24 protein-coding genes are annotated in these 23067 nt (G+C 64.2%); 13 read left to right on the top strand and 11 right to left on the bottom strand.

Translation table 11 applies throughout. The features are described from left to right. Positions 1-7: 7 nt before the first annotated feature. The 4 genes from AU465_RS27945 to AU465_RS27930 form a co-directional block, all read right to left on the bottom strand. Entirely contained in the window at positions 8-1024 is a 1017-nt protein-coding gene (locus tag AU465_RS27945) for an ABC transporter permease (RefSeq protein ID WP_192255347.1), read from the bottom strand. Further along, positions 1021-2529: a sugar ABC transporter ATP-binding protein gene (locus tag AU465_RS27940; protein ID WP_192255345.1), complete on the bottom strand. Its 1509-nt coding sequence runs from the start codon at positions 2527-2529 to the stop codon at positions 1021-1023. The genes AU465_RS27945 and AU465_RS27940 overlap by 4 nt, the downstream gene beginning before the upstream one ends. Positions 2530-2664: 135 nt before the next feature. Further along, on the bottom strand, positions 2665-3636 hold the full coding sequence (locus AU465_RS27935) for a sugar ABC transporter substrate-binding protein (protein WP_192255343.1): 972 nt from the start codon (positions 3634-3636) through the stop codon (positions 2665-2667). 69 nt (positions 3637-3705) lie between these two features. Next, entirely contained in the window at positions 3706-4629 is a 924-nt protein-coding gene (locus AU465_RS27930; RefSeq protein WP_192255341.1) for a LysR family transcriptional regulator, read from the bottom strand. Positions 4630-4733: 104 nt separating this feature from the next. Here AU465_RS27930 and AU465_RS27925 point away from each other — a divergent pair, with 104 nt between their 5' ends. Further along, complete coding sequence (locus AU465_RS27925; protein ID WP_192255339.1) at positions 4734-5378, top strand: FMN-dependent NADH-azoreductase; 645 nt, start codon at positions 4734-4736, stop codon at positions 5376-5378. Then, positions 5375-5701 carry a DMT family transporter gene (locus AU465_RS27920; protein ID WP_192255337.1) on the top strand — a complete coding sequence of 109 codons (327 nt, stop codon included), beginning with the start codon at positions 5375-5377 and terminating at the stop codon, positions 5699-5701. The genes AU465_RS27925 and AU465_RS27920 overlap by 4 nt, the downstream gene beginning before the upstream one ends. Before the next feature lie 18 nt (positions 5702-5719). On the opposite strand, the gene AU465_RS27915 is transcribed toward AU465_RS27920, so the two are convergent. The 3 genes from AU465_RS27915 to AU465_RS27905 all read right to left on the bottom strand — a co-directional run bounded on the left by AU465_RS27915 (position 5720) and on the right by AU465_RS27905 (position 9416). Further along, positions 5720-6595: an SDR family oxidoreductase gene (locus AU465_RS27915; protein WP_192255336.1), complete on the bottom strand. Its 876-nt coding sequence runs from the start codon at positions 6593-6595 to the stop codon at positions 5720-5722. Positions 6596-6738: 143 nt separating this feature from the next. Continuing rightward, positions 6739-7758, bottom strand: a complete 1020-nt coding sequence (locus AU465_RS27910) for an LLM class flavin-dependent oxidoreductase (protein ID WP_192255334.1) — start codon at positions 7756-7758, stop codon at positions 6739-6741. 164 nt (positions 7759-7922) lie between these two features. Further along, positions 7923-9416, bottom strand: coding sequence for an aldehyde dehydrogenase family protein (locus AU465_RS27905; RefSeq protein ID WP_192255332.1), 1494 nt, complete (start codon positions 9414-9416; stop codon positions 7923-7925). 201 nt (positions 9417-9617) lie between these two features. On the opposite strand from AU465_RS27905, the gene AU465_RS27900 reads away from it, so the two are divergent. Next, complete coding sequence (locus AU465_RS27900) at positions 9618-10373, top strand: COG4280 domain-containing protein (RefSeq protein ID WP_192255330.1); 756 nt, start codon at positions 9618-9620, stop codon at positions 10371-10373. Further along, a complete protein-coding gene (locus AU465_RS27895; RefSeq protein ID WP_192255328.1) occupies positions 10370-10588 on the top strand; it encodes a hypothetical protein in 219 nt (72 codons plus the stop codon). Before AU465_RS27900 ends, AU465_RS27895 begins: the two co-directional genes overlap by 4 nt. Before the next feature lie 153 nt (positions 10589-10741). Here the strand turns inward: AU465_RS27895 and AU465_RS27890 are convergent, their stop codons facing one another. Continuing rightward, a complete protein-coding gene (locus AU465_RS27890) occupies positions 10742-10927 on the bottom strand; it encodes a hypothetical protein (RefSeq protein ID WP_192255326.1) in 186 nt (61 codons plus the stop codon). Between the two features lie 132 nt (positions 10928-11059). After that, complete coding sequence (locus AU465_RS27885) at positions 11060-11692, bottom strand: methyltransferase family protein (RefSeq protein WP_192255324.1); 633 nt, start codon at positions 11690-11692, stop codon at positions 11060-11062. A 200-nt stretch (positions 11693-11892) separates the two neighbouring features. Here AU465_RS27885 and AU465_RS27880 point away from each other — a divergent pair, with 200 nt between their 5' ends. Genes AU465_RS27880 through AU465_RS27870 form a run of 3 tightly spaced genes read left to right on the top strand, consistent with a single transcriptional unit; the run spans position 11893 to position 14391 of the window. Continuing rightward, positions 11893-12570: a winged helix-turn-helix domain-containing protein gene (locus tag AU465_RS27880; RefSeq protein ID WP_192255322.1), complete on the top strand. Its 678-nt coding sequence runs from the start codon at positions 11893-11895 to the stop codon at positions 12568-12570. A 56-nt stretch (positions 12571-12626) separates the two neighbouring features. Further along, on the top strand, positions 12627-13007 hold the full coding sequence (locus tag AU465_RS27875; RefSeq protein WP_192255320.1) for a YkvA family protein: 381 nt from the start codon (positions 12627-12629) through the stop codon (positions 13005-13007). Between the two features lie 4 nt (positions 13008-13011). Further along, positions 13012-14391, top strand: coding sequence for a HAMP domain-containing sensor histidine kinase (locus AU465_RS27870; RefSeq protein WP_192255318.1), 1380 nt, complete (start codon positions 13012-13014; stop codon positions 14389-14391). Positions 14392-14399: 8 nt separating this feature from the next. On the opposite strand, the gene AU465_RS27865 is transcribed toward AU465_RS27870, so the two are convergent. Further along, the gene (locus AU465_RS27865; RefSeq protein ID WP_192255316.1) at positions 14400-15266 is read right to left on the bottom strand and encodes a helix-turn-helix domain-containing protein; all 867 of its coding nucleotides are present in this window, start codon (positions 15264-15266) and stop codon (positions 14400-14402) included. A gap of 106 nt (positions 15267-15372) precedes the next feature. On the opposite strand from AU465_RS27865, the gene AU465_RS27860 reads away from it, so the two are divergent. The 6 genes from AU465_RS27860 (at position 15373) to AU465_RS27835 (ending at position 22552) form a co-directional block, all read left to right on the top strand. After that, on the top strand, positions 15373-16641 hold the full coding sequence (locus AU465_RS27860) for an ABC transporter substrate-binding protein (RefSeq protein ID WP_192255314.1): 1269 nt from the start codon (positions 15373-15375) through the stop codon (positions 16639-16641). Positions 16642-16777: 136 nt separating this feature from the next. Continuing rightward, complete coding sequence (locus AU465_RS27855) at positions 16778-17638, top strand: carbohydrate ABC transporter permease (protein ID WP_192255312.1); 861 nt, start codon at positions 16778-16780, stop codon at positions 17636-17638. Then, positions 17635-18471 carry a carbohydrate ABC transporter permease gene (locus tag AU465_RS27850; RefSeq protein WP_192255310.1) on the top strand — a complete coding sequence of 279 codons (837 nt, stop codon included), beginning with the start codon at positions 17635-17637 and terminating at the stop codon, positions 18469-18471. Before AU465_RS27855 ends, AU465_RS27850 begins: the two co-directional genes overlap by 4 nt. Before the next feature lie 10 nt (positions 18472-18481). After that, entirely contained in the window at positions 18482-19567 is a 1086-nt protein-coding gene (locus AU465_RS27845; protein WP_192255308.1) for an ABC transporter ATP-binding protein, read from the top strand. A 57-nt stretch (positions 19568-19624) separates the two neighbouring features. Then, positions 19625-21652 carry an aldo/keto reductase gene (locus AU465_RS27840; protein WP_192255306.1) on the top strand — a complete coding sequence of 676 codons (2028 nt, stop codon included), beginning with the start codon at positions 19625-19627 and terminating at the stop codon, positions 21650-21652. Between the two features lie 90 nt (positions 21653-21742). Then, entirely contained in the window at positions 21743-22552 is an 810-nt protein-coding gene (locus AU465_RS27835) for a class I SAM-dependent methyltransferase (RefSeq protein ID WP_192255304.1), read from the top strand. Between the two features lie 51 nt (positions 22553-22603). On the opposite strand, the gene AU465_RS27830 is transcribed toward AU465_RS27835, so the two are convergent. Further along, positions 22604-23032: an Lrp/AsnC family transcriptional regulator gene (locus AU465_RS27830; RefSeq protein WP_192255302.1), complete on the bottom strand. Its 429-nt coding sequence runs from the start codon at positions 23030-23032 to the stop codon at positions 22604-22606. Positions 23033-23067 lie beyond the last annotated feature (35 nt).

The following is a 23067-nucleotide window of genomic DNA, read 5'->3' as shown; positions in this document are numbered from 1 at the left end:
GATTCCTCTAGCGGATCCTCCGCAACAGCCTCTCCCGATATGCGTCTAGAATGACGGCGAGCACGATGACAAGGCCGATCACGATCGGTTTGAAATTGTCGCCGACACCGAGCAGCTGCAGCCCGGTGCTCAGCACCTGCAAGATGCAGGCGCCGACCAGCGTGCCGATGATCGAACCCTTGCCGCCGCTGAGGCTGGTGCCGCCGATGATGACGGCGGCAATCGCGTTGAGCTCGTAGCCGACGCCGGCGATCGGGCTGCCGATGTTGAGGCGCAAGAGATAGACCATCGCCGCGATGCCGGCCGTCAAGCCGCTGATGGTGAAGGCGGCGACCTTGTAGAAATCCGGATTGTGGCCGGAGAGCCGCACCGCCTCGTCATTGGTGCCGACGGCGAAGATCATGCGGCCGAAGACGGTGAAGCGCAGCACGAACCAGCCGGCCGCGATCACCAGCACCGCGACCAGGAAGATCGAGGGCAGGAAACCGCCGATGATCAGATTGCCGAAATCGACGAAGCTCTGCGGCAGGCCGGTGATGGTCGAATTGTCGCTGACGACGCGGGCTGCACCCGCTGCCATGTTGAGCATGCCGAGGGTGACGATGAAGGACGGGATCTTCCAGCGCGTCGATATCCAGCCGTTGAGGAAGCCGCAGGCAGCACCCGTCGCCATGCAGGCGAGCAGCGCCAGTGTTATTGCGACGGCCGGCGACAGGCTCTCATCGATCATGACGGTGGCGCCGACGACTGTGCAGAGCGCCAGCACCGAACCGACCGAAAGATCGATGCCGCCGGTAAGGATGACGAAGGTCATGCCGGCGGCAAGCACCGTGTTGATGGCGATCTGCACGAAGATCTTCAGCGCATTGCCGGGCGTGGCGAAATAGGGCGCGCTGGCCGAGAAGAACAGCGTGATCAGCACCAGCGCGAGCAGGACGCCGGCGTCGCGGATCAGGAAGCGCAGGAACTTCGCCCTGCTGGGAGAAACGGGCGCCGACACGAGGGGCTCGGACGTCTCGCTCATGGTCGCACATACTCCTGATAGGCGAGCGACAGGATGCGCTCCTGGTCGAATGCGGATCGCGGCACTTCGCCGACGATCCTGTCCTTGGAAAAGACGATGATGCGATGGCACATGCCCATCAATTCGGGCAGGTCGGACGACACCATGATGATGCCTTTTTGGGCCGCCGCCAGCATCCACAGAAGCTGGTAGATCTCGCGCCGCGCGCCGATGTCGACGCCGCGCGTCGGCTCGTCGAGGATCAGCGTCGAGGTGCCGCGAAACAGCCATTTGGCCAGCACCACCTTCTGCTGGTTGCCGCCGGAGAGGTTGCGCACCGCCTGCTCGATCGAGCTCGCCTTGACGCGCAACTGGCCGACAAGGTCGGTCGCTGCCGCGGACTCCGCCCGGCGGTTGACCAGCCCGTGCCGCGAGACCTTGCCGAGATCGGTGATGGTAATGTTCTTGTCCACGGCCAGGTCGAGCAGCAGGCCCTGCCCCTTGCGGTCCTCGGTAAGCAGGCTGAGCCCATGCCGCACGGCATCCTTGGGCGCCGTGATCGCCACCGGCCTGCCGTCGATCTCCACCACGCCGTCGAGCTTGGGATCGGCGCCGAACAGAGCCCGCATGGCTTCGGTGCGGCCGCTGCCGACCAGGCCTGCTACGCCCAGGATCTCGCCATGGCGGACGTCGAAGGAAATGGCGGGCGTCGCGGCATTGCGCTTCAGATTGCTGACGCTGAGCGCGACCTTGCCCGGCACGATCGAAGCGTCGAAGCTGAATTCGTCGGCGATGTCGCGGCCGATCATCATGCGCACCAAGTCCGGCACGCTGAGCCCATGGAGATCGCGGGTCGCGACCAGCCTGCCGTTGCGCAAGATGGTCACCCGATCGCCGATCTCGAACACCTCGTGCAGGCGGTGCGAGATGTAGATGATGGTGACGCCCTTGGCTTTGAGCCGCTTGATGATGGCGAACAGCCGCTTGATCTCCGGCGGCGTCAGCGTCGCCGTCGGCTCGTCCAGAACGAGCAGCTTGCTGTCGTAGCTCAGCGCCTTGGCGATCTCGACCAGTTGCATCTGGGCGACGCCGAGCGTCTCGACCCGCGTTCTCGGATCGATCTCGAGCCCGACCTCCTTGAGCAGCGCCATGGCGCGCCGGTTCAGCGCCTTGCGGTCGACGATGCCGAAGGCGCGACGCGGCAGGTTCTCCAGCATCAAATTCTCGGCGATGCTGAGATAGGGCAAAAGGTTCAGCTCCTGATGCACGATGCGGATGCCGCTCTGCTGAGCATCATGCGGCGTCTTCGGCTGGTAGGGCGCGCCGTTGAAGGCGATCGTGCCAGCGTCCGGCTGGTAGATGCCTGCCAGAAGCTTGATCAGTGTCGACTTGCCGGCGCCGTTCTCGCCCAGCACGATATGAGTTTCGCCGCGCGCGATCGACAGCGAGACGTCGCTCAGCGCGACGACGCCGGGAAAGATCTTGCCGACCCCTTGAAGGGAAAGAATCGCATCGTCCATGGGCATCAAGAATCCTGAATTACGCTCTGCTGCCGCCTAGGCGGCACGAGCGCGTCATCATCGCCGCCGGCAGTTGCCGGCGGCGATGATGAGACAAGCAGAGGGATGACGCCAGAGGGAGTGCCGGCGCCCTTGCTCGTCTCAAGCGGTGATCAGCTTGACGTCGGTCTTGACCCAGCCGGAGAATTTTTCGCCGGCGAGCTCGCGCAAGCCGTAGTCGATGCCCATGGCCGCCATCTGCGCGCCATACTGCTCGACGGTGGCAAGCATCTTGCCTTCCTTGAGCAGCGGACCGACCGCCGGGATGTTGTCGAAGCCGACGACCTTGATCTGGCCGGACTTGCCGGCGGCGTCGATCGCCTTGACGACGCCGAGCGCCATCGAATCGTTGGCCGCCATCACGCCCTGGATGTCGGGATGCTGGGTGAGGAAGTTGGTCATCAGCGTGTTGGCTTCCTCGGTCTCCCAATGCGCAGTCTTGCTGTCGAGCAGCTTCAGCTTGTACTCCTTCACCGAATCGTCGAAGCCGAGCTTGCGCTGCTTGGCGTTGTCGGCCTCCGGATTGCCTTCGAGGATGACGACCTTGCCGCCCTTGCCCAGCGCCTTGCCGAGCGCGTCGCCGGCAAGCTTGGCGCCGGCGCGGTTGTCCGGACCGAAGAAGGCGAGGTCGATGCCGGCCTTCTTCTTGGCTTTCTCGTCGAGGGCGACGTCGATGTTGATGACCTTGATGCCGGCCTTCAGCGCCTTGGCGATCGGCGTGACCATGGCCTTCGAATCGGCCGGCGCCACGACGATGATGTTGTAGTTCTGGGTGATGAAATTCTCGATGGCGTCGACCTGCGCGGCGAAGTCGCGCTCATCCTTCATGCCGACGGCGGCGAAATCGAACTTGTCCTTGTTCTTGGCTGCGTAAGCTTCGGCGCCGGCCTGCATCTGTTTGAAGAACTCGTTGGCCAGAGACTTCATGACCAGGCCGACCTTCGGCTTGTCAGCCGCGAAGGCCGGACCGAGCGGCAGCGCGAACGCGCCGGCCGCGAGCGCGCTGGTCTTCAGGAACTGGCGACGCGAGAACGAGCTCAGCTCGAGCCCATGGGTATTTGAAACCTTGCTCATGCTTTCCTCCACTTTTAATGATCCGTAATCGGTTACGTAACCGATTACGCAGACTAGGGTGACATTTTATCAGGTGTCAATATCGATGGTAAGGCAGACTGGAAGGCGTCGCCGGCTGTGACAGTTCAACCGCCTGGCTATGTTGTCGCCTGGGCACCAGCGCTTAGCCGTGTCCCGCAGCCACTTCGCCGAAAAATCGCTGAAGGCCCGCACACGCGGATTGCCCTTCAGGTCCGGGTGGTAGAGCACCCATAGCTCCGAACCGAGCGCCTCGATGCTTTTGCCCAGCGGCGAAAGGCGGCGAGCAGCACCCAGATAATCCGGCAGCAGCGCCCGACCCCAGCCGTCCTCGGCGGCCGCGGCAGCGGCGGTCAGGCTGTTGACCCTCAGCATGATCTCGTCCTCCGCGACATTCGCCTTCAGCCACTGCGCCGCCGTCAAGGCGGACAGTGACGCGTCGAAACCGATCCAGCCATTGCAAGGCGACGTGCAGCTTGTGTAGACGGCGTAGGAAAAGCGCGCTACGCGCCGGCCGACAAGCGTTTCCGGCGGCGCCAGCGTCGGGCGGATAGCGACATCGGCCTCCCGGCGCCCGAGATCGGCGAAGCTGTTGGTCACTTGCAGCGACAGCGCGATGCCGGGATGCGCGGCGCTGAAGGCCTTGAGGCAGGCCGAGGCAGTATCGAGCAGCGTGTCGGCCGTCGTCACATTGAGCGGTCCGACCAGGCGGTCGTCCAGCGCCGCCACACGTCGTTCGACCTTGGCAAGCCGATCCCGCAGATCTTCCGCCGCGCCGAGGAATGGCTCCGCCCTGGCGGTGGGCACGAGATTATCGCCGAGGCGCTCGAACAACGCGCCACCGGTTCGCTTTTCCAGTTCCCTGAGCTGCCGGTAGATCGTCGCGATATGGGTGCCAAGCCTTGCCTGCGCGCCGCGCACGCCGCCCGCCGTCGCGATGGCTGCCACCAGCCGCACGTCGTCGTAGTCAATCATCTTCGCATCCATGCGAACGAGAATGGCGAAATTGCTAAATGCACTCGCATCTCTGCGAACGTATATCGCGATCCGGAAACACGCCAGCCTGACGGAAGAAGGACATGAGCCGCATCCTGCACATCGAAGCTTCGCCCCGCGCCGAACGCTCCTGGTCGAGCAGGGCGGCACAGAATTTCCTGGCCCGTCTGAAGGAGAGCCTGCCCAAGGTCGAGGTCGATCGGTTCAACATCTGGACGGCCATCCTGCCGACCTTCGACGGCGCGGCGATCGACGCCAAATACGCCAAGCTCTCCAACACGCCGCTGACCGACGCGCAAGACCGGGCCTGGAAGCTGATCGGCGACTATGTCGCGAGGCTCGACGCCGCCGATGCGATCCTGATCTCGACGTCGATGTGGAATCTCGGCGTGCCATACCGGCTGAAACACCTGTTCGACCTGATGACGCAGCCCGGCCTGAGCTTTTCTTTCAATCCGGCGACCGGTTATTCGCCTTTGCTGCGCTCGCGCCCTACCGCCGTGCTGATGGCGACCTCCGGCGACTTCACCGAAGGCCCGAGCTATGGCCGGCCGGATCTGGCCACGCCTTATCTGCGCACCGCGCTCGCTTTCATCGGCCTGAAGGACGCCGACATCGTCCACGTTTCGCCGACGACCGGCGCGCCGGAAGCGATGGAGGCAGGCGCCAGACGGACCGAAGGCCAGGTGCACCGGCTCGCCGCGAGCTTCGCCGCGAGGCTCGCATGAGCCCGTCGCTCGCATGGCTGCTGCTCATCATTTCGGGTATCACCGACGTCGCCTGGGCGCTGGCAACCAAGAAATCGGCCGGATTTTCCGAGCCGCTCTGGGCAGCAGTCTCACTGGTGCTGCTCGTCATCTTCATCGTCCTGCTGACCAAGGCGCTGACCGTGCTGCCGCTCGGTACCGCCTATGCGGTGTGGACCGGCATCGGCGCCGTCGGCTCTTTAGCCGCCGGCATCGTGCTCTTCGGCGAAAGCACAGACGCGGTGCGGCTCACCTTCGCCGCCGTGACCATCCTCGGCGTGGTCGGCTTGAAGGTGAGCTCGTGAAGGTTTCCTGCCCCAAGCCTATCCGGAAAAGGTGCTCGCATATGTCCGGGCGAATTCCGCGAAATTGGTCGGCCGGACACCGAAGGCCGCATGTGTTCCGAGATGGACGCGCGATTTTGGCCGCTTGAGGCGCTCTTGGAGCTGTTCTTCCATCGCGGCGACGAAACCGGCCGGCGCGCCGCTCTCCAGCAGTGCTTGACGACGCTCTTCCGAGCTGATGGGCACATATCTGACCGGCCTCCCAATCGCGGCCGATATTCGCTCGGCGACGTCGTGCATGGTCAGAGCCTCCGGTCCCGTCACGTCCAGGCTTTCGCCCTCGTGCCCGCCGTCCCGCAGGAGTCGGCAAGCGATCCTAGCGATATCCTCGATGGCCACGGGAGAAAGCTCTGTGTCCCCGAAAGGCAGACGCAGCTCTTGATCCCTGGCTATGGTCGGCGCTTCCCTGAGATAGACCTGCATGAATTGCGACGGCCGCAAATGCGTCCAGGCAAGGCCCGATGCTTCGAGGTGATCTTCGATCTCCTCGTGCATTCTCGTGAAGCGGAATTTTGCCGGATCGAAGCCAATCCCGGACTCCGCGCCCGAGAATTTGACGACATGTCCGACGCCGGCTGCCTTGCAGGCATCTATGAAGCGGCATTGCGTTTCGCGCATGTCCGGGCCTGCCGACGAGATCAGCAAAGCGCGGTCTACCCCCTCGAGTGCCGGAATCAGACCTTTTTCGTCCTGCATGTCGCATTCGACGAGATCAATGCCGGCAAGCTTGTCGAGGCCCGCCGTGGTCGCCTTCCGAGCGCTTCTGACGACCGCCTTGGCCGAGACTCCATTTTGCACCAGCTCGCGGACGATCTTCTGACCGCTCATTCCTGTCGCGCCTGTCACCAAAATCATGTGCGTTCCTTTTCCGCGATCGGGCAGAGGCATGCCCGGCAAGGCCTTCGTGCCTTTGCTAAGACGCGATGGCGGGCGGAAAGGATTCGCGCATAACGGAAAATTTGCCCGGTTCGATTGCGAAGCCGGGCGGTCACCCAGCCTCACCGCCAGCCCAGCGCCGGCGCGACGTGCTTCAGGATCGCCTCGATGACATGGGCGTTGTAGTCGACGCCGAGCTGGTTGGGAACGGTGAGCAGCAGCGTGTCGGCCTCGGCGATCGCCTCGTCCTCCTTGAGCTGTTCTATGAGCTTGTCCGGCTCGGCGGCATAGGTGCGGCCGAACACGGCGCGCTTCTCCGGCTCGATGTAGCCGAAATGGTCCTCTCCCTCGCTGCCGCCGAAATAGGCGCGGTCCATGTCGTTGACCAAGGCGAAGATGCTGCGGCTGACCGAGACGCGCGGCTCCCTGGCGTGGCCGGCCTCCTTCCAGGCGGCGCGGAAGGCTCTTATTTGCTCGGCCTGCTGGATGTGCAGCGGCTGGCCGCCCTCGTCGAATTTCAGCGTCGAGCTCTGCAGGTTCATGCCGAGTTTCGCCGCCCATTCGGCGGTGGCGTTGGTGGCCGCACCCCACCAGATGCGATCGCGCAAGCCCTCCGAAAAGGGTTCGAGCCGGAGCAGGCCGGGCGGATTGGGGAACATCGGCCGCGGGTTGGGCTGGGCAAAACCTTCGCCGCGCAACAGATCGAGGAAGATTTCGGCATGACGGCGCGCCATGTCGGCGTCGGTCTTGCCCTCTTCCGGTACATAGCCGAAATAGCGCCAGCCATCGATCACCTGCTCGGGCGAACCGCGGCTGATGCCGAGCTGCAGCCGGCCGCCGGCGATGAGATCGGCGGCGCCCGCATCCTCGGCCATGTAGAGCGGATTCTCGTAGCGCATGTCGATGACAGCGGTGCCGAGCTCGATGCGCTTGGTCTTCGCGCCGGCCGCGGCAAGCAGCGGAAACGGCGAGCCGAGCTGGCGGGCGAAATGGTGGACGCGGAAATAGGCGCCGTCGGCGCCGAGTTCCTCGGCCGCGACCGCGAGGTCGATCGACTGCAGCAGCGCATCGGCGCCCGAGCGCGTGCCCGACTGCGGCGAGGGCGACCAATGCCCGAAGGACAGAAATCCGATCTTTTTCATGCGCTCCATTCCGCTTCAGAGCGGGACCGCTGAGCCGCTCGAACTCTTGTGTTGCTTCAGCGCAATACCAGGAAAAGCGTACAACGGCTCCCGCTTCGGGATTGCGCAAGGCAAATAGTTAAAGCCGCGCGGCGGTTCAACGGAACGCGGCCGGATACAGACCGTCAATCGATCCGGATCCAGACGCCCTTGGTGTTGAGATATTCCTCGAGATGCTCAGCGCCGCCCTCGCGGCCGTAGCCGCTCATCTTGTAGCCGCCGAACGGCACCGCCGGATCGATGGCGTGATAGGTATTGACCCAGACCGAGCCGGCGCGCAGCCGGTTGGCGAGCTGATGCGCCTTGCCGACATCCTTCGTGAACACGCCGGCGCCGAGGCCGTAGGGCGTGTCGTTGCCGCGCCGCACCGCTTCGTCCAGCGTGTCGAAAGGCAGCGCCGAGATGATCGGCCCAAAAATTTCCTCGCGCGCGATGCGCATCCCGTCGGTGACGCTCGCGAACACGCCCGGCGTCATGAAATTGCCGGCGGCCAGGGCACCTTCGGTGATGCGGGTGCCGCCCGTCACCAGCCGCGCGCCCTCGCGCGCGCCGTCCGCGATGAAGCCGCTGACGCGTTCGAGCTGTTTTGGCGAGATCAGCGGTCCGATTTCGGTCTCGGGATCGGCGCCGTCGCCGATCCGAAGCTTGGCAGCAAAGGCAGCCACGCGCTCGACGAACTCCTCATAGATCGGCCGCTCGACGAAGAGCCGCGAACCGGCGATGCAGACCTGGCCGGAATTGGCGAAGACCGACATCGCCGCCACCGGCACGGCGCGCTCGATATCGGCGTCGGCCAGGACGATCACCGGCGACTTGCCGCCGAGCTCCAGCGACACGCGCTTCATGTTGGCGGCCGAGGCGCGCAGGATCGCCTGGCCGGTAGCGGTCGAGCCGGTGAAGACCAGCTTGTCGACATCCATATGCGCGGCCAAGGGCGCGCCGGCCTCCGCGCCGGTTCCGGTCACGACATTGACGACGCCGGGCGGCACGCCGGCTTCCTGCATCAGGTCGGCGATCAGAAGCGGCGTCAGCGGCGCTTCTTCCGACGGCTTCAAGACGATGGTGCAGCCGGTGGCCAAAGCCGGGCCGATCTTCCAGATCGAGGCGGCGGTGGGCGCATTCCAGGGGATGATCGCGCCGACCACGCCGACCGGCTCCTTGCTCGTGTAGGAGACGATCTCGCCCGGCAGCGAATTGCCAATGGTCTGGCCATGGATCGACGTCGCCATGCCGGCGTAGAAGCGCAGCATGCCGAGCACGCGGTTCCGGTTGGCCAAGGTGCGGGTGATCGGCATGCCCATGTCGGTGGTGTCGGAGAGCGCCAGCTCCTCCCAATGCCGCTCCATGAGATCGGCGATCCTGAGCAGCAAAAGCTGGCGCTCATAGGGTTTGAAGCGGCTCCATGGCCCTTCGAAGGCGCGCCGCGCCGCGGCGACCGCAAGGTCGATATCCTTGGAATCGGCCCGCGGCACGGTGCCGATCACCGCGCCGGTGGCGGGGTTGCGCGTCTCGAGCGTTCGGCCGCTGACCGCATCGCACCATTGGCCATCGATCAGCATCTGCCGGTGCCGGCCGTCGATCGGCGTGCGCGGGGAAAGGTCTCTCACCGATAACGTCATCTGAAGCCGCTTCCTCTGATGAGCATGGTGTTATGACACCGGCCTGCGCATGGGTGCAAGTTCGCCCCTGCGGTCGAATGTCCAGTCGCCGGCGGATGATCTATCCATCCGCCATACTTTGTGCTTCATCGCCTGCTGAACAAGGCTGGACCGGCCCGCCTTCTGGAAAGGGCGGCAAAACACGGAGCCCGGTACCCGTTCATGCATGAACTGACGCCCGTTCTCTCCACCGTGACGGCTTCCTTCCTGGCGTCCTTCGTCGAGGTGGTCGAAGCCTTCACCATCGTGCTTGCCGTCGGCGTGACGCGCGGCTGGCGGCCGGCGCTGACCGGCGCCGCATCGGCGCTCGCCGTGCTGGCCGCGCTGGTGCTGGCCTTCGGGCCGCTGCTGGCGCTCGTCCCCCTCACGCTGCTGCAATTCGCGGTCGGCGTGCTTCTGGTCCTGTTCGGCATGCGTTGGCTGCGCAAGGCAATCCTGCGCAGCGCCGGCGTCATCGCGCTCCGCGACGAAGAGGCCGCCTTTTCCCGCGAAACCGACGCGCTCAGCCGCCAGGCCGACGACCGCCGCGCCGACTATCTGGCCGGCGTGGCGGCCTTCAAGGCGGTGCTGCTCGAGGGCGTCGAGGTGGTGTTCATCGTCATCGCCGTCGGTGCCGCCCACGGCCAGACGCTTCAAGCCGGCCTCGGCGCGCTGGCGGCTTTCGTGCTGGTGATGCTGATCGGCCTCGCCGTGCACCGGCCGCTGGCGCGCGTGCCGGAAAATGCGCTCAAATTCGTCGTCGGCCTGATGCTGACCAGCTTCGGCGTGTTCTGGACAGGCGAAGGCCTCGGCGCCGAATGGCCGGGCGAGGATTTTGCGCTCCTTGCCATCTTCGCCGTCATCGCCGCTGCATCCTTCGCCATAATGCGCCGGCTGCGCAGCACCTACACGGCGCCCGCTGAAGGAGTTGCCCGATGAGAATCATCCGCCTCGTCCTGAAGGAGCTCGTCGGCATGTTCGTCGACGACGGCAGCCTGGCGCTTCTGGCACTGCTCCTGATTGCCTTGGTCGCCAGCGCCGTGAAGCTTCTGGCGTTGCCGGCGCTGGCCGGCGGCGTTCTGATCCTGGTCGGCTGTCTGGCGATCCTTCTGGAAAGCACGCGGCGCAGCGCGCGCGGCGGCGGCAAAGGCTAGAGCAATTCCAGGAAAAGCGTGTAACGGTTAGGCGCGGCGCCTTCGCCGCAGCCTTCCGTCCGGAATTGCGTGAAAACAATAAAGACAGAGCGGTTCGGCGTTTCCATGAAACGGTGAACCGCTATGAGCCGACCTGAAGGTCGCACCGGCCGATCAGGCCTGGATGGCGCGACTTTCTTTGCCGATCGCGCTTTTGACGAAAAGCTCGGCATGCTCGGCCCACTGGATTTCGGTGACGTTGTTCTCGCGAACCGATCGCTTGAAAGCTTCTCGCAAGGCGTCGAGTTCAAACACCGACAGCCGTCCGAGTGTATTGTGTTTCGATATGCGAACGTCCATCGCGCCAGCCGACAGCCAAAGTTATACCGATGTATATGCTCCGTCAGCACGGACTCAAGGCGCTGCCCGTGACTTCTTTTGGGTGCAATCGGCCGGGGCTTTTTAGATTGGACAGCGAATGCCCAATCACGATCAGTAGATTGTGAACAAGGTCGGCAGCATGCCGATCACACGAAAATGCTCGACCGTCTCGATGAGCGGAAACAAGGCCAGGAAATAAAGCCCATCCCGGAACGTGCTTTTCAGCGCGCTGGTGGAAAAGAGCCACTGGTCCTGGTCGCGGTAGCGCATCGGGTTCGGCCAGAAACGCGGTGTCCGTTCGGCATAGGCCGTGTAGGCGGCGCCGAACTTGGCCGTCAGGAACTCGGCCTCCCGGCCGGCGGTGAAGCGGAAGACGAGGAAGCTCGCGAGGCCGAGCATCCCGGCCGCCAGCACCGATCCGAACATCAGCCCGATGCCGACCGCTCCGATGGTCGAGAAGAAATAGAGCGGGTTGCGGCTCATCGAGAACGGACCCGAGACGATCAGTTCGTCGTTCTTCTTGCCGCCGACATAGAGGATGCTCCACAGCCGGCCGAGGAAACAGACGAGCACAAGGCCGAAGCCGGCCGTCTCCACCAGCTCGTGCCCGCTCGAGCCCTCGCTGAGAAACGGCTTGGAAAACAACAGCAGCACGACGGCCACCACCGCGGCGGCCTGGACGACGATCAGGCGCTTGTGCTGGTCGAACGCTTTTGGCGCCGACTTGAGCAATGTGTAAGCCATTCGGTTTCAGTCACTCCGGCCAGGCAGGACGTCATCCCACTAGCCTTTCTCCAACCCCATTGCGAGGCCTGATCGGTATTTTCGGTCATTCTTACGAATTTGTAAGGACCTGGACAGGCGTGCGTAAGCCCGGCTTGTGGGAATGGGTCGTCGCCGATGCTACCATGGCGTTTGCGATGGAATCCGGACGATGCGCCAACATGCGACTTCTGCTGGTTGAGGATGATCCGAGGACTGCCGACTACATCGTCAGGGGGCTGGGCGAAGCCGGGCACGCCTGCGATCTCCTGCGCAACGGCCATGACGCGCTCGTCGCGGCGACCCGCGATGCCTATGACGTCATCGTAGCCGACCGCATGGTTCCCGGCCTCGACGGCCTGTCGATGATAAAGGCGGTGCGCGCGGCCGGCGTCAAGACGCCGGCCATATTCCTGACCTCCATCGGCGGCGTCGACGACCGGGTCGAAGGACTGGAGGCCGGCGGCGACGATTATCTCGTCAAGCCGTTCGCCTTTTCGGAGCTGCTTGCCCGCATCAACGCGCTCGGCCGGCGGCCGGCGGCGCAGGAGCAGAAGACCAGCCTGCGCGTCGCCGACCTCGAAATGGACCTGATCATGCGCCACGTGACCAGGCAGGGCCAGGTGATCGACCTGCAGCCCCGCGAATTCAGCCTGCTCGAGGTGCTGATGCGCGGCGAGGGCCGCGTGATTACGCGCACCATGCTCCTGGAGCGCGTCTGGGATTTCCATTTCGATCCCAAGACCAGCGTCGTCGAGACCCATATCAGCCGGCTCAGGGCCAAGGTCGACAGGCCGTTCGAGGTGCCGCTCATCCATACCGTGCGCAATACCGGCTACAGCCTGCATGCCCAGGGTTGACGATGCATGCTCGATCGCATCTCGCACGTCCGGCAGGGTGTCGGTATATAAGCGGCATGTCGATGCTGGACACTGCAAAGCGATGGGCGCGCGGCATCAAGCGCGACGTGGTGGCGTTGTGGCTTGCCGCCCGCGATCCTCGCGTTCCCTGGTATGCGAAGGCCGTTGCCGGTGCGGTCGCGGCCTATGCCCTCAGCCCCATCGATCTCATTCCGGATTTCATCCCAATCTTCGGCTATCTGGATGACCTTTTGATCGTGCCGCTCGGCATCATGCTGGCGGTCAGGCTGGTTCCGGCCGGTCTCATGCAGGAATTCCGCGACGAGGCAACGCGCAGCGCCAGGCCGGTCAGCAAGGCAGGGCTGATCTTCATGATTGCTGTCTGGATCTTGGCGGCCCTGGTCTTGCTGCGGCTGTTCTGGCCGATGCCTGCCTAGTGCAATGAAAGAGGCACGCCCCAGCCTGCTGCGCAGCACGCCGTTCCGGCTGGCGCTCACCTTTGCCTTCCTGTTCGTGCTTGCCTTCATCCTTTCCGGCGCGATCGTCTACCAGCTGATGAGCGCCAACCTGGCGAGACGGCTCGATCAATCGATCAAGGAGACCTATACGGTCGTGGCCCTGACCTATGCGGGGAACGAAAAGGAGGACCTTGTCGCCTCGGTCAACAACAACGCCGACCTCAGCCCCGACAAGGATCAGCTTTTCTCGCTGAGCGATGCCGACGGCAACCATCTGGCCGGAAACTTCACCGCTTCCGGCCTGCCCGACGGTTTTTCGATGTTCGCCGCCAGATTGCCGGGCGTGCCGCCCGACACGATGTACCGCGCCTATACCGGCGAGGTCGGCGGCAACAGTCTCACGGTCGCCTTCTCGCTGGCCGAGACCGACGAGCTGGAGACTATCGTGCTGATGAGCTTCGGCTGGGGCACGCTGTTCATCACCGGGCTCGCGATCGCCGGCGGCGCCTTGCTCGCCTCGCGTGTCCAGCGGCGCCTCGACGGCATCGCCGCCACCATGGTCGACGTCTCGCACGGCCGGCTCGACGCGCGCATTCCGCTGGTCGGCAATGGCGACGACATCGACGCCGTATCCACCCAGGTGAACGCCGCGCTCGACCGCCTGTCGGGCCTGGTCGACGGCATGCGCGAGGTCAGCGCCAACATCGCGCACGACCTGAAGACGCCGCTCAACCGCCTGCAGATGATCCTGGAGCAGGCCGCCGACAAGACGGCTGTAGGCGAGGACATCACCACCGAGCTGGCCGATGCGCGCACCGAAAGCCGACAGATCAACGAGACCTTCGACGCGCTGCTGCGCATCGCCCAGATCGAGGCCGGCGCGCGCAAGGCGCGTTTTGTCGACCTCGACGTCGGCAGCGTCGTCGGCACCATCGGCGAGGTCTATGCCGATGTGGCGGAGGACGATGGAAAATCACTGTCGACAGAGATCGTTCCGGAGACGAAATGCCACATCCACGGCGATCGCGACCTGCTGATGCAGATGCTCGCCAACCTGGTCGAGAACGCGCTTAGGCATTGCCCGCCGGGCACGGCGATTGAGCTGGCGGTGACCAGGCAAGGCGACCGCGTCCTCGTCCATGTCCGCGACAATGGCCCCGGCATCCCGGCCGAGGAGCGCGAGAAAGTCTTCCAGCGGCTCTACCGGCTGGATTCCAGTCGCACGACGCCGGGCAGTGGCCTGGGCTTGAGCCTCGTCAAGGCGGTGGCCGACCTGCATGGCGCGACAATTACGCTGGAGAACAACAATCCAGGGCTTGCCGTGATCGTCAGCTTTCCAGCGGCGAGGGAACCCGCCGCCTGATCAATGGGCTACCTGACGCCCGCCCTGCGGAAATCTGAGGGTGACATGCCGGCAAGCTTGCGGAAGGATTTGTTGAAAGCGCTGAGCGAGCCGAAGCCCGAGTCCATCGCGACCTTCAGCACGTTGGCGCCCTCATGCATCAGAAGCGCCTGCGCATAGCTCAGCCGCAAAAGATTGACATACTCGTTGAGCGTCATGCCTGTCGATTTCTTGAAAAGGCTCATGGCGTATTTCGGATGGATGTCGGCGGCTGAAGCGATGCTCACGCAGTCGATGTCGTAGAGGAAATTCTCGGCGATGAAGTCGCACATGCGCCCGACATTGCGCGAGGACTGCTGGTCGAAGGGACTGCCCGCCCCGTGTCCGGACGCGGTTTCCGGCACCAGCCGGTACGGCTCGAAGCGCACCCGCTCGAGCCGCAAGAGCAGCTCGTTGACGGCGTGTTCGGCCTTGGCCGCATCGCCCGAGCGCGCATACTCGTTCCAGCGCTTGAAATTGTCGTTGTCGGACTGGTCGGTGGCATTCGTCACAAGGGTCGCGCCGGTCATCAGCCGGTGCCTGACATCGGCGGGCAAGTGCAGCCTGAAGAAATGCACCAGGGGCAGGTGCGCGCCGGCATAGATCGCGTCGTCGGTCAGATCGTCCATCTGGTGCGGCAGTCCGCCCCAGAACAGGCACATCTCGCCGGCCGATAGCGAGATCTCATGCTCCGCCATGCGGTAATGCACGCTGCCGCGGACGATAAAATTCACCTCGACCTGGGCGTGCCAGTGCGGCTTCAACATCACCAGCGGGTGGTTGTGGAACATCTGCAAAGCCAGCGGCAGGCCTTCGACGCTGCTTGCGCCTGGCTGGTAGAACGGACGCTCCGGCATCTTACTTTCCGCCAACTTCTTATTCCCTTTGTCGGGGACAAGCCTTCCGCGCCGCATAATCTATCCACGCTCACGGTGAGAGAGCAAACGAAATGGGAGGATTTCAATGCGCACCACACTGACCTGCGCCACGCTTTTGCTTGCCCTGGGCTGCGGCCCTGCCTTGGCGCAATCCGGCGAACTCACGATCTGGAGCTGGAACATCGCCGCCTCGTCGCTGAAATCGACGGTCGAAGGCTTCAACAAGAAATATCCCGACATCAAGGTCACGGTTCAGGACCTCGGCAACCAGCCGACCTATGACAAGTCGATCGCCGGCTGCGCCGCCGGCGGCGTCGGCCTGCCCGACATCGTCTCGATCGAGAACGGCGAGGCCGAGAATTACTGGAGCCAGTTCCCGGACTGCTTCGTCGACCTGCACACGCTGGGCTACACCGCGGAAGACCAGAAGAAATTCCCCGACTTCAAGCGCACCGAGCTCGAGGTCGGCGACAAGGCCTACGCCATGCCCTGGGATTCCGGCCCGGTCGCCGTCTTCTACCGCCGCGACTTCTACGAGAAGGCCGGCGTCGATCCGGCTTCGATCAAGACCTGGGACGATTTCATCGCCGCCGGCAAGAAGATCCAGGCCGCCAATCCCGGCGTCACCATGACCAATGCCGACTTCAACGGCGACACCGAATTCTTCCGCATGATCTCCAACGAGCAGGGCTGCGCCTATTTCGCCGAGGATGGCCAGTCGATCACGGTCAACCAGCCGAAATGCGTCGATGCCATGACCAAGGTCAAGGAGATGAAGGACGCCGGCATCGTGTCCTCGGCCGACTGGTCGACCAAGATCACCAACAACACCGCCGGCACGGTCGCCACCCAGGTCTATGGCGGCTGGTATGAGGGCACGATCCGCACCGAATCGCCGAAGGAAAGCGGTAAGTGGGGCGTCTATCTGATGCCGAGCCTCACCGCCGACGGCCCGCGCGCCGCCAATCTCGGCGGCTCCTCCTTGGCCATCACCTCGGCCAGCAAGAACAAGGAAGCTGCCTACGCCTACCTGAAATACACGCTGGAAACCAACGAAGGCCAGATCACCATGCTGAAGGATTTCGGCCTGGTGCCCTCGCTGATCTCGGCGCTCGACGATCCTTACGTCGCGCAAGGCCAGCCCTATTGGGGCGACCAGGCGGTGTGGAAGGACATTCTGGCCACCTTGCCGAAGGTCGTGCCGAGCCGCGGCACGCCGTTCCAGAGCGATGCCGAGATCATCATACGCGCCGTGCAGACCAAATATCTGGCCGGCGGCTACGCGGATGCCAAGGCCGCGCTCGACGACGCCGCCAGCCAGATCGCCGCGGCGACGGGCCTGCCGGTCAAGTAATCGGCCATCTTCCCTTCTCCCCGTCACTATACGGGGAGAAGGAGCCCGACGGGCGGATGAGGGGCAGGGCCTGCCTTTGCGATTGACGCCGGCAACCGGCGTGACAAACCATCAGGAGTAGAAAGGAGGAAGGACGATGCGCTACCGCAACGCCACCGCGTATCGCTTCCTCACGCCCTATCTGCTGATCTTCGCCATCTTCTGGATCTGGCCGATCATCAGCTCCTTCCTGATCTCCTTCCAGGCGACCCGCACCGTGCCGTGGCGCTTCGCGCCAACCTTCAACTGGGGCCGCCTGATCGGCGACCCTGCCTTCTTCAATGCGCTGAAGAACACGCTGCTGATCCTCGTCATCCAGGTGCCGGTGATGATCTCGCTGGCGATCGTGATGGCGGTGCTTTTGAATTCGCCGCTGCTGAAAGCGCGCGGCCTCTACCGCTTTGCCTTCTTCGCCCCGGTCGTGGTCGGCGAGGTGGCCTATTCGGCGGTGTTCCGGCTGATGTTCAGCCTCGATTTCGGCATCGTCAACAAGCTCTTGAACAGCGTCGGCCTGCCGAAGATCGACTGGTTCTCCAACGTCACGCCGGCCATGGCGCTGATCATGATCGCGGTCACCTGGCGCTGGGCCGGCTACAACGCCATCATCATCCTTGCCGGCCTGCAGTCCATTCCGGACGACGTCTATGAGGCGGCGACGCTCGATCGTGTCAGCAAGGTCAAGCAGTTCTTCCACATCACCTTGCCGCTGTTGAAGCCGGTCATCGTCTTCTGCGCCGTGCTGTCGATCATCGGCACCATGCAGCTCTTCACCGAGCCGTTCCTGATCACCGAGCGCGGCGGACCGGGCGGCGGCACGGAGACGCTGGGTCTCTTGCTTTATCGCCAGGGCTTCCGCTCGCTCAATTTCGGCTATGCCTCGGCCGTCGCCTACACCATGGCGGGCCTGGCGATCGCGATCACTTTGGTGCAGCTCTGGCTGACGAGGGAGCCGAAATGACTTCGCGTTCCCAAAGACGGCTCGGGCGCACGATTGCGCTGCATCTTTTCCTGACGCCGCTGGCGCTGATCTGGCTGTTTCCGCTGTGGATGATGGTGGTGTTTTCCACCATGCCCGACAACGGCATCTTCAGCCCCGGCATCGAGCTTCTGCCGCATGACGGCTTCCTCGACAATTTCAACAATCTGCAGCGCGACACCAATTTCGTCGGCGCCATCGGCATCTCCGTTTCGGTGGCGGTGACCTATACCTTCCTTTCGGTGCTGCTCACCTCGATGGCCGGCTGGGCGCTGGCGCGTTACGAGTTCCTCGGCAAGGGCATCGTGGTGGCGATCATCTTCGGCACCATCACGCTTCCCTACGCGGTGGTGCTGATCCCGCAATTCATCATGGTTGCGCGCGATTTCCAGCTCGCCAACACCTGGGTCGCGCTGATCGTGCCGCCGCTCTTCAATTCGCTCGGCGTGCTCTTCATGCGCCAGGCTTTTTCGATGATGCCGGCGGAGCTGTTTGATGCGGCAAGGGTCGAAGGCGTGAAGGAATGGCGCATCTTCCTGTTCGTCGCGCTGCCGCTGGCGCGGCCGATGCTGGCGGCGCTCGCCATCATCCTCTTCCTCGCCTCGTGGAACAATTATCTCTGGCCGCTGCTGATCAACAGCCAGCCCGGCGCGATGACGGCGCCGGTGGCGCTCGGCACGCTGATCGGCCTCACCAAGGTTTCCTGGGGCGGCATCATGGCCGGCGCCGTCATGCTGACCGTGCCGATGCTCATCGTCTTCGTGCTCTTGCAGCGCCATTTCATCGCCGGCATCGCCGCCGGCGCCGTCAAATAGAAAGGACGCGATGGCCGCCGTCACCCTCACCAATGTCGTCAAGCGCTTCGGCACCTTCGAGGTCGTCCATGGCGCCAACCTTGATATCGCCGACGGCGAATTCGTCGTCTTCGTCGGACCGTCGGGATGCGGCAAGTCCACGCTTTTGCGCATGGTCGCCGGGCTGGAGGACATCAGCGGCGGCGAGATCGCCATCGGCGGCAAGGTGGTGAACGACGTCGAGCCGGCGGACCGCGGCATCGCCATGGTGTTCCAGTCCTATGCGCTCTATCCGCATATGACGGTGGAGCAGAACCTGAGCTTCGGATTGCGGATGAACGGCAACCCGAAGGCCGACACCGAACGGCGGGTGAAACGCGCCGCCGAGATCCTGTGCATCGACGAGCTGATGCAGCGTCGCCCAAAACAATTGTCCGGCGGCCAGCGCCAGCGAGTCGCCATCGGCCGCGCCATCGTGCGCGAGCCGCAGGTGTTCCTGTTCGACGAACCGCTCTCGAATCTCGACGCCGAGCTCAGGGTCCAGATGCGGGTCGAGATCTCGCGCCTGCACAAGGAGCTCGGCGTCACCATGATCTATGTGACGCACGACCAGACCGAAGCCATGACGCTGGCCGACCGCATCGTCGTGCTCAAGGCCGGCAATGTCGAGCAGATCGGCGCGCCACTCGACCTCTATGACGATCCGACCAACCGTTTCGTCGCCGGCTTCATCGGCTCGCCGAAGATGAATTTCATCGCAGCGAAGGTCGTCGAGACGTCCAACAGCGCAGCAGTCGTCGAGCTCGTCAATCACGGCGGCGCCCGGTTGCGCAAACCGCTCTGCGAGGCGTTCCCGACCGTAGGCACCGAGGTCATGCTCGGGGTCAGGCCGGAGCATTTCTTCGAGGCCGGCGAGGGCGACTGCGACATACCGGTCAAGGCCGACGTCGCCGAGCATCTGGGCTCGGTAAGCTACGTCTACGCCGATGCCGGGCCGGAGGAGCTGATCATCGAGCGCGAGGCCAGGCGCCAGCGCGCCAGCAGCGACCATTTCACCGTCTCGATCAAGGCCGAGCGCTCGCTGCTCTTCGACAGGACAGGTGCGAGGATTCGCTGATCCCAGTTTTCTTTGCCGGCATGCCAGGCGTGGCGGCGATCGCATGGAGAATTCGACATGACATTTGGAAAAATTCGCTGGGGCATCCTCGGACCCGGCAGCATCGCAAGATCCTTTGCCGGCGGCGTGGCGCAGTCGCGCACCGGCGAGTTGGTCGCGCTCGGCGCCCGCAACCCCGGCAAGCCGGGTCTCGCGGAGGCCTTTCCGGGCGCGCGCATCCTCGACGGCTATGAGGCGCTGCTTGCCGACGATGGAGTCGACGCCGTCTACATCTCGATACCGCATCCCGGCCATGCCGAATGGGCGATCAAGGCCACCGAGGCCGGCAAGCACGTGCTTTGCGAGAAGCCGCTGGCGCTGACCGCCTTCGAGGCCGACGCCATGATGCATGCGGCGCGCAAGGCGGGCACGTTCCTCGGTGAAGCCTTCATGTACCGCCTGCACCCACAAACCTTGCAGCTGGTCGAGTCGGTCAAGTCGGGCGTCATCGGCGAGGTGCGCATGATCAAGTCGAGCTTCGGCTTCGCCATGCCGGGCTTCCTGCCGGAGCACCGGCTTTACGCCAACGAGCTGGCCGGCGGCGGCATCCTCGATGTCGGCGGCTATCCGGTGTCGATGGCCAGGCTGATTGCCGGCGCGGCCGTGGGGCAGCCCTTCCTCGAGCCGGACAAGGTGGTGGGCACCGCCCATCTCGGCCAGTCCGGCGTCGACGAATGGGCCTCGGCGCTGCTGCATTTCCCCGGTGGCATCGTCGCCGAGGTCTCCTGCAGCATTTCGCTCAACCAGGACAATGTGCTGCGCATTTTCGGCACCAAGGGCCATGTCGAGGTGCCTGACTTCTGGTTCGCCGGTGGCAATCGCGATGTCGGCCTGGGCAAGATCGACGTGATCCGCTCCGACGGGACGCGCGAAACCATCAGTGTCAACGAAACCCGCCATGTCTATTCCTTCGAGGTCGATGCCGCCGGCGAAGCGATCCGGGCAGGCAGGCAGGAGTTCGCCTGGCCGGGCATGGGCTGGGCCGACAGTCTCGGCACGCTGCGCGTGCTCGACAAATGGCGCGCCGCGGTCGGGCTCGAATATGAGATCGAGAAGCCGGCTAAGCGCGTCAACACCATCTCCGGCCGGCCGCTCAGAACCGGCGGCACCGCCATCGGCAAACGCGATATCCCAGGCCTGCCGCGCTCCGTGTCGCGGCTGGCGCTCGGCTTCGAGGATTTCCGAACTTTTTCCTCAGGCTCTATCCTGCTCGACGCCTTCTTCGAAGTCGGCGGCAATTTGTTCGACACCGGCTATGTCTATGGCGCCGGCTACACCGAGACGCTCCTTGGGCAGTGGCTGAGGAATCGCGGCGTGCGCGAAAAATCGGTCATCATCGCCAAGGGCGCGCATTCGCCGCTCTGCTACCCCGACGTGATCGGCAAGCAGCTCGCCCAGTCGCTCGACCGGCTGCAGACCGACCATGTCGACGTCTATTTCATGCACCGCGACAATCCGGACGTGCCGGTCGGCGAGTTCGTCGATGCCATGGACCGAGAGGCCAAGGCAGGCCGCATCCGCGGGCTGTTCGGCGGCTCCAACTGGACGATGGAGCGCATGGACGAGGCGATTGCCTATGCCGAACGCACCGGCAAGCAGAAGCCCGGCGCGCTCTCCAACAATTTCTCGCTGGCCGAGATGCTGGAGCCGATCTGGGCCGGCTGCATCACCTCCTCGACTGATGCCTGGAAAGCCTGGCTGACGGCGCGCCAGATGCCGAACTTCGCCTGGTCGAGCCAGGGCCGCGGCTTCTTCACCGACCGCGCCGGCCGCGACCGCCACGACAATGAGGAGCTGGTGCGGGTCTGGTACTCGGAGAAGAACTTCGGCCGCCGTGACCGCGCCATCGAGCTGGCGAGGAGGCTCGGCAAGAGCCCGATTCATGTCGCGCTCGCTTACGTGCTGGCGCAGCCCTTCCCGTCCGTGCCGCTGATCGGCCCGCGCACGCTGGACGAGCTGGAGGACAGCCTCAAAGCGCTGGATATTTCGCTGTCGCCGGAGGATCTGGAGTGGCTGGATCACGGGCCAGAGCGGCGCCGGGCATAGCGGGGCTCCCTCGGGGTGTCCGCCCGATCGACAAGTGTGAACAACGCGGGTGAGGGCTTCATGATATCCTGCGCCGGCAGGGAGGATATCATGGGCAGCGACTCCGCGCGTTTCACCGGCTCCATCCCCGAACACTATGATCGGATCCTGGGACCAGTCATCTTCGCCGGCTATGCCGAAGACATCGCGCGGCGGGTGTCTGCTTTCGCTCCGGCGCGGGTGCTGGAGACAGCGGCGGGGACCGGTATCGTCACCCGCCGGCTGCGCGATGCCCTGCCTGACGGCGCGGCGCTGATTGCGACCGATCTCAACCCGCCCATGCTCGAGGTCGCGAGCCAGAAATTCAGGCCTGGCGAGCAGGTCGAATTCCAGCCCGCCGACGCCATGCAGCTGCCCTTCGAGGATGCCAGCTTCGATGCTGTCGTCTGTCAGTTCGGTGTGATGTTTTATCCGGACAAGGGCAAGTCCTACCGTGAGGTCCATCGCGTTCTGGCGCCCGCAGGCCGCTATCTTTTCAACGTCTGGGATTCGCCTCGGTATAATCCCTATGCCTGGATCGCGGACAAGGTTGTGGAGCGTTTCTTCCCCGTCGATCCGCCGCAGTTCTACAAGGTGCCGTTCTCCTTCCACCAGGTCGATCCGGTCAAAGAAGGCATGATCGACGCCGGCTTTGCCGATATCGACATTTCCGTGGTCAGGCTGGAAAGGGAGATCCCGGACATCGATCAGTTTGCCCGCGGAGTCGTCCATGGCAACCCGCTGGCCGATCAGATCCGGGCGCGTGGCGGCGAGCCGGAGCAGGTGGTCCAGGCGGTCGCGGAGGAGCTTCGCCGGGAATTCGGCAGCCACCCCGGGCGCATGCCGCTGCAGGCGATCGTCTATTCGGCCGGCAAGCGATAGCGAGCCCTGGAGCAATTCCAGGAATTGCGTCGGAACAAACAGCTGTTCTGGTCAGCGATCGATCCGCGTCGACAGGATGATCGACGACGACGTCCGCTCCACCCCGTCCATCGCCCCGATCCGGTCGAGCAACGCGTCGAGATCGCGGATCGACGGCGCGTCGACGATGACGATCATGTCGAAATTGCCGCTCACCGAATGCAGCGTCCGCACCTGCGGCAGCGCTTGCAAAGCGCGCACCACCTTGTCGGCGAGCTTGGGCGTGACGGTAAGCAGCACATGCGCCTTGACCAGCCCCTGCTCATAGTCGGGCGAAAGCCGCACACCATAGCCGGCGATGATGCCGCGCTGCTCCAGCCGCTCGATCCGGCTCTGCACCGTGGTGCGCGAGACGCCGAGCTGGCGGGCGAGCTCGGCAGTCGAGGCGCGGGCGTTGGCGCGCAGTAGCGAAAGCAGGGCCTGTTCGGCAGCAGTGATCATTTCGACGAATTCTTCCGGCAAATCGCTTAACGTTG

Origin of the sequence: Mesorhizobium silamurunense (assembly GCF_014843905.1) — a bacterium.
In the GTDB taxonomy this organism is placed as follows: Bacteria; Pseudomonadota; Alphaproteobacteria; order Rhizobiales; family Rhizobiaceae; genus Mesorhizobium; species Mesorhizobium silamurunense.
Note: the sequence above shows the minus strand (reverse complement) of the source record. Positions and strands in the feature narration are given on the sequence as shown.

Excerpts from the sequence above, each read along its gene's own strand:
- AU465_RS27945 (WP_192255347.1), bottom strand. The coding sequence starts at position 1,024 with ATGAGCGAGACGTCCGAGCCCCTCGTGTCGGCGCCCGTTTCTCCCAGC.
- AU465_RS27940 (WP_192255345.1), bottom strand. The coding sequence starts at position 2,529 with ATGCCCATGGACGATGCGATTCTTTCCCTTCAAGGGGTCGGCAAGATC.
- AU465_RS27935 (WP_192255343.1), bottom strand. The coding sequence starts at position 3,636 with ATGAGCAAGGTTTCAAATACCCATGGGCTCGAGCTGAGCTCGTTCTCG.
- AU465_RS27930 (WP_192255341.1), bottom strand. The coding sequence starts at position 4,629 with ATGATTGACTACGACGACGTGCGGCTGGTGGCAGCCATCGCGACGGCG.
- AU465_RS27925 (WP_192255339.1), top strand. The coding sequence starts at position 4,734 with ATGAGCCGCATCCTGCACATCGAAGCTTCGCCCCGCGCCGAACGCTCC.
- AU465_RS27920 (WP_192255337.1), top strand. The coding sequence starts at position 5,375 with ATGAGCCCGTCGCTCGCATGGCTGCTGCTCATCATTTCGGGTATCACC.
- AU465_RS27915 (WP_192255336.1), bottom strand. The coding sequence starts at position 6,595 with ATGATTTTGGTGACAGGCGCGACAGGAATGAGCGGTCAGAAGATCGTC.
- AU465_RS27910 (WP_192255334.1), bottom strand. The coding sequence starts at position 7,758 with ATGAAAAAGATCGGATTTCTGTCCTTCGGGCATTGGTCGCCCTCGCCG.
- AU465_RS27905 (WP_192255332.1), bottom strand. The coding sequence starts at position 9,416 with ATGACGTTATCGGTGAGAGACCTTTCCCCGCGCACGCCGATCGACGGC.
- AU465_RS27900 (WP_192255330.1), top strand. The coding sequence starts at position 9,618 with ATGCATGAACTGACGCCCGTTCTCTCCACCGTGACGGCTTCCTTCCTG.
- AU465_RS27895 (WP_192255328.1), top strand. The coding sequence starts at position 10,370 with ATGAGAATCATCCGCCTCGTCCTGAAGGAGCTCGTCGGCATGTTCGTC.
- AU465_RS27890 (WP_192255326.1), bottom strand. The coding sequence starts at position 10,927 with ATGGACGTTCGCATATCGAAACACAATACACTCGGACGGCTGTCGGTG.
- AU465_RS27885 (WP_192255324.1), bottom strand. The coding sequence starts at position 11,692 with ATGGCTTACACATTGCTCAAGTCGGCGCCAAAAGCGTTCGACCAGCAC.
- AU465_RS27880 (WP_192255322.1), top strand. The coding sequence starts at position 11,893 with ATGCGACTTCTGCTGGTTGAGGATGATCCGAGGACTGCCGACTACATC.
- AU465_RS27875 (WP_192255320.1), top strand. The coding sequence starts at position 12,627 with ATGTCGATGCTGGACACTGCAAAGCGATGGGCGCGCGGCATCAAGCGC.
- AU465_RS27870 (WP_192255318.1), top strand. The coding sequence starts at position 13,012 with ATGAAAGAGGCACGCCCCAGCCTGCTGCGCAGCACGCCGTTCCGGCTG.
- AU465_RS27865 (WP_192255316.1), bottom strand. The coding sequence starts at position 15,266 with ATGCCGGAGCGTCCGTTCTACCAGCCAGGCGCAAGCAGCGTCGAAGGC.
- AU465_RS27860 (WP_192255314.1), top strand. The coding sequence starts at position 15,373 with ATGCGCACCACACTGACCTGCGCCACGCTTTTGCTTGCCCTGGGCTGC.
- AU465_RS27855 (WP_192255312.1), top strand. The coding sequence starts at position 16,778 with ATGCGCTACCGCAACGCCACCGCGTATCGCTTCCTCACGCCCTATCTG.
- AU465_RS27850 (WP_192255310.1), top strand. The coding sequence starts at position 17,635 with ATGACTTCGCGTTCCCAAAGACGGCTCGGGCGCACGATTGCGCTGCAT.
- AU465_RS27845 (WP_192255308.1), top strand. The coding sequence starts at position 18,482 with ATGGCCGCCGTCACCCTCACCAATGTCGTCAAGCGCTTCGGCACCTTC.
- AU465_RS27840 (WP_192255306.1), top strand. The coding sequence starts at position 19,625 with ATGACATTTGGAAAAATTCGCTGGGGCATCCTCGGACCCGGCAGCATC.
- AU465_RS27835 (WP_192255304.1), top strand. The coding sequence starts at position 21,743 with ATGGGCAGCGACTCCGCGCGTTTCACCGGCTCCATCCCCGAACACTAT.
- AU465_RS27830 (WP_192255302.1), bottom strand. The coding sequence starts at position 23,032 with ATGATCACTGCTGCCGAACAGGCCCTGCTTTCGCTACTGCGCGCCAAC.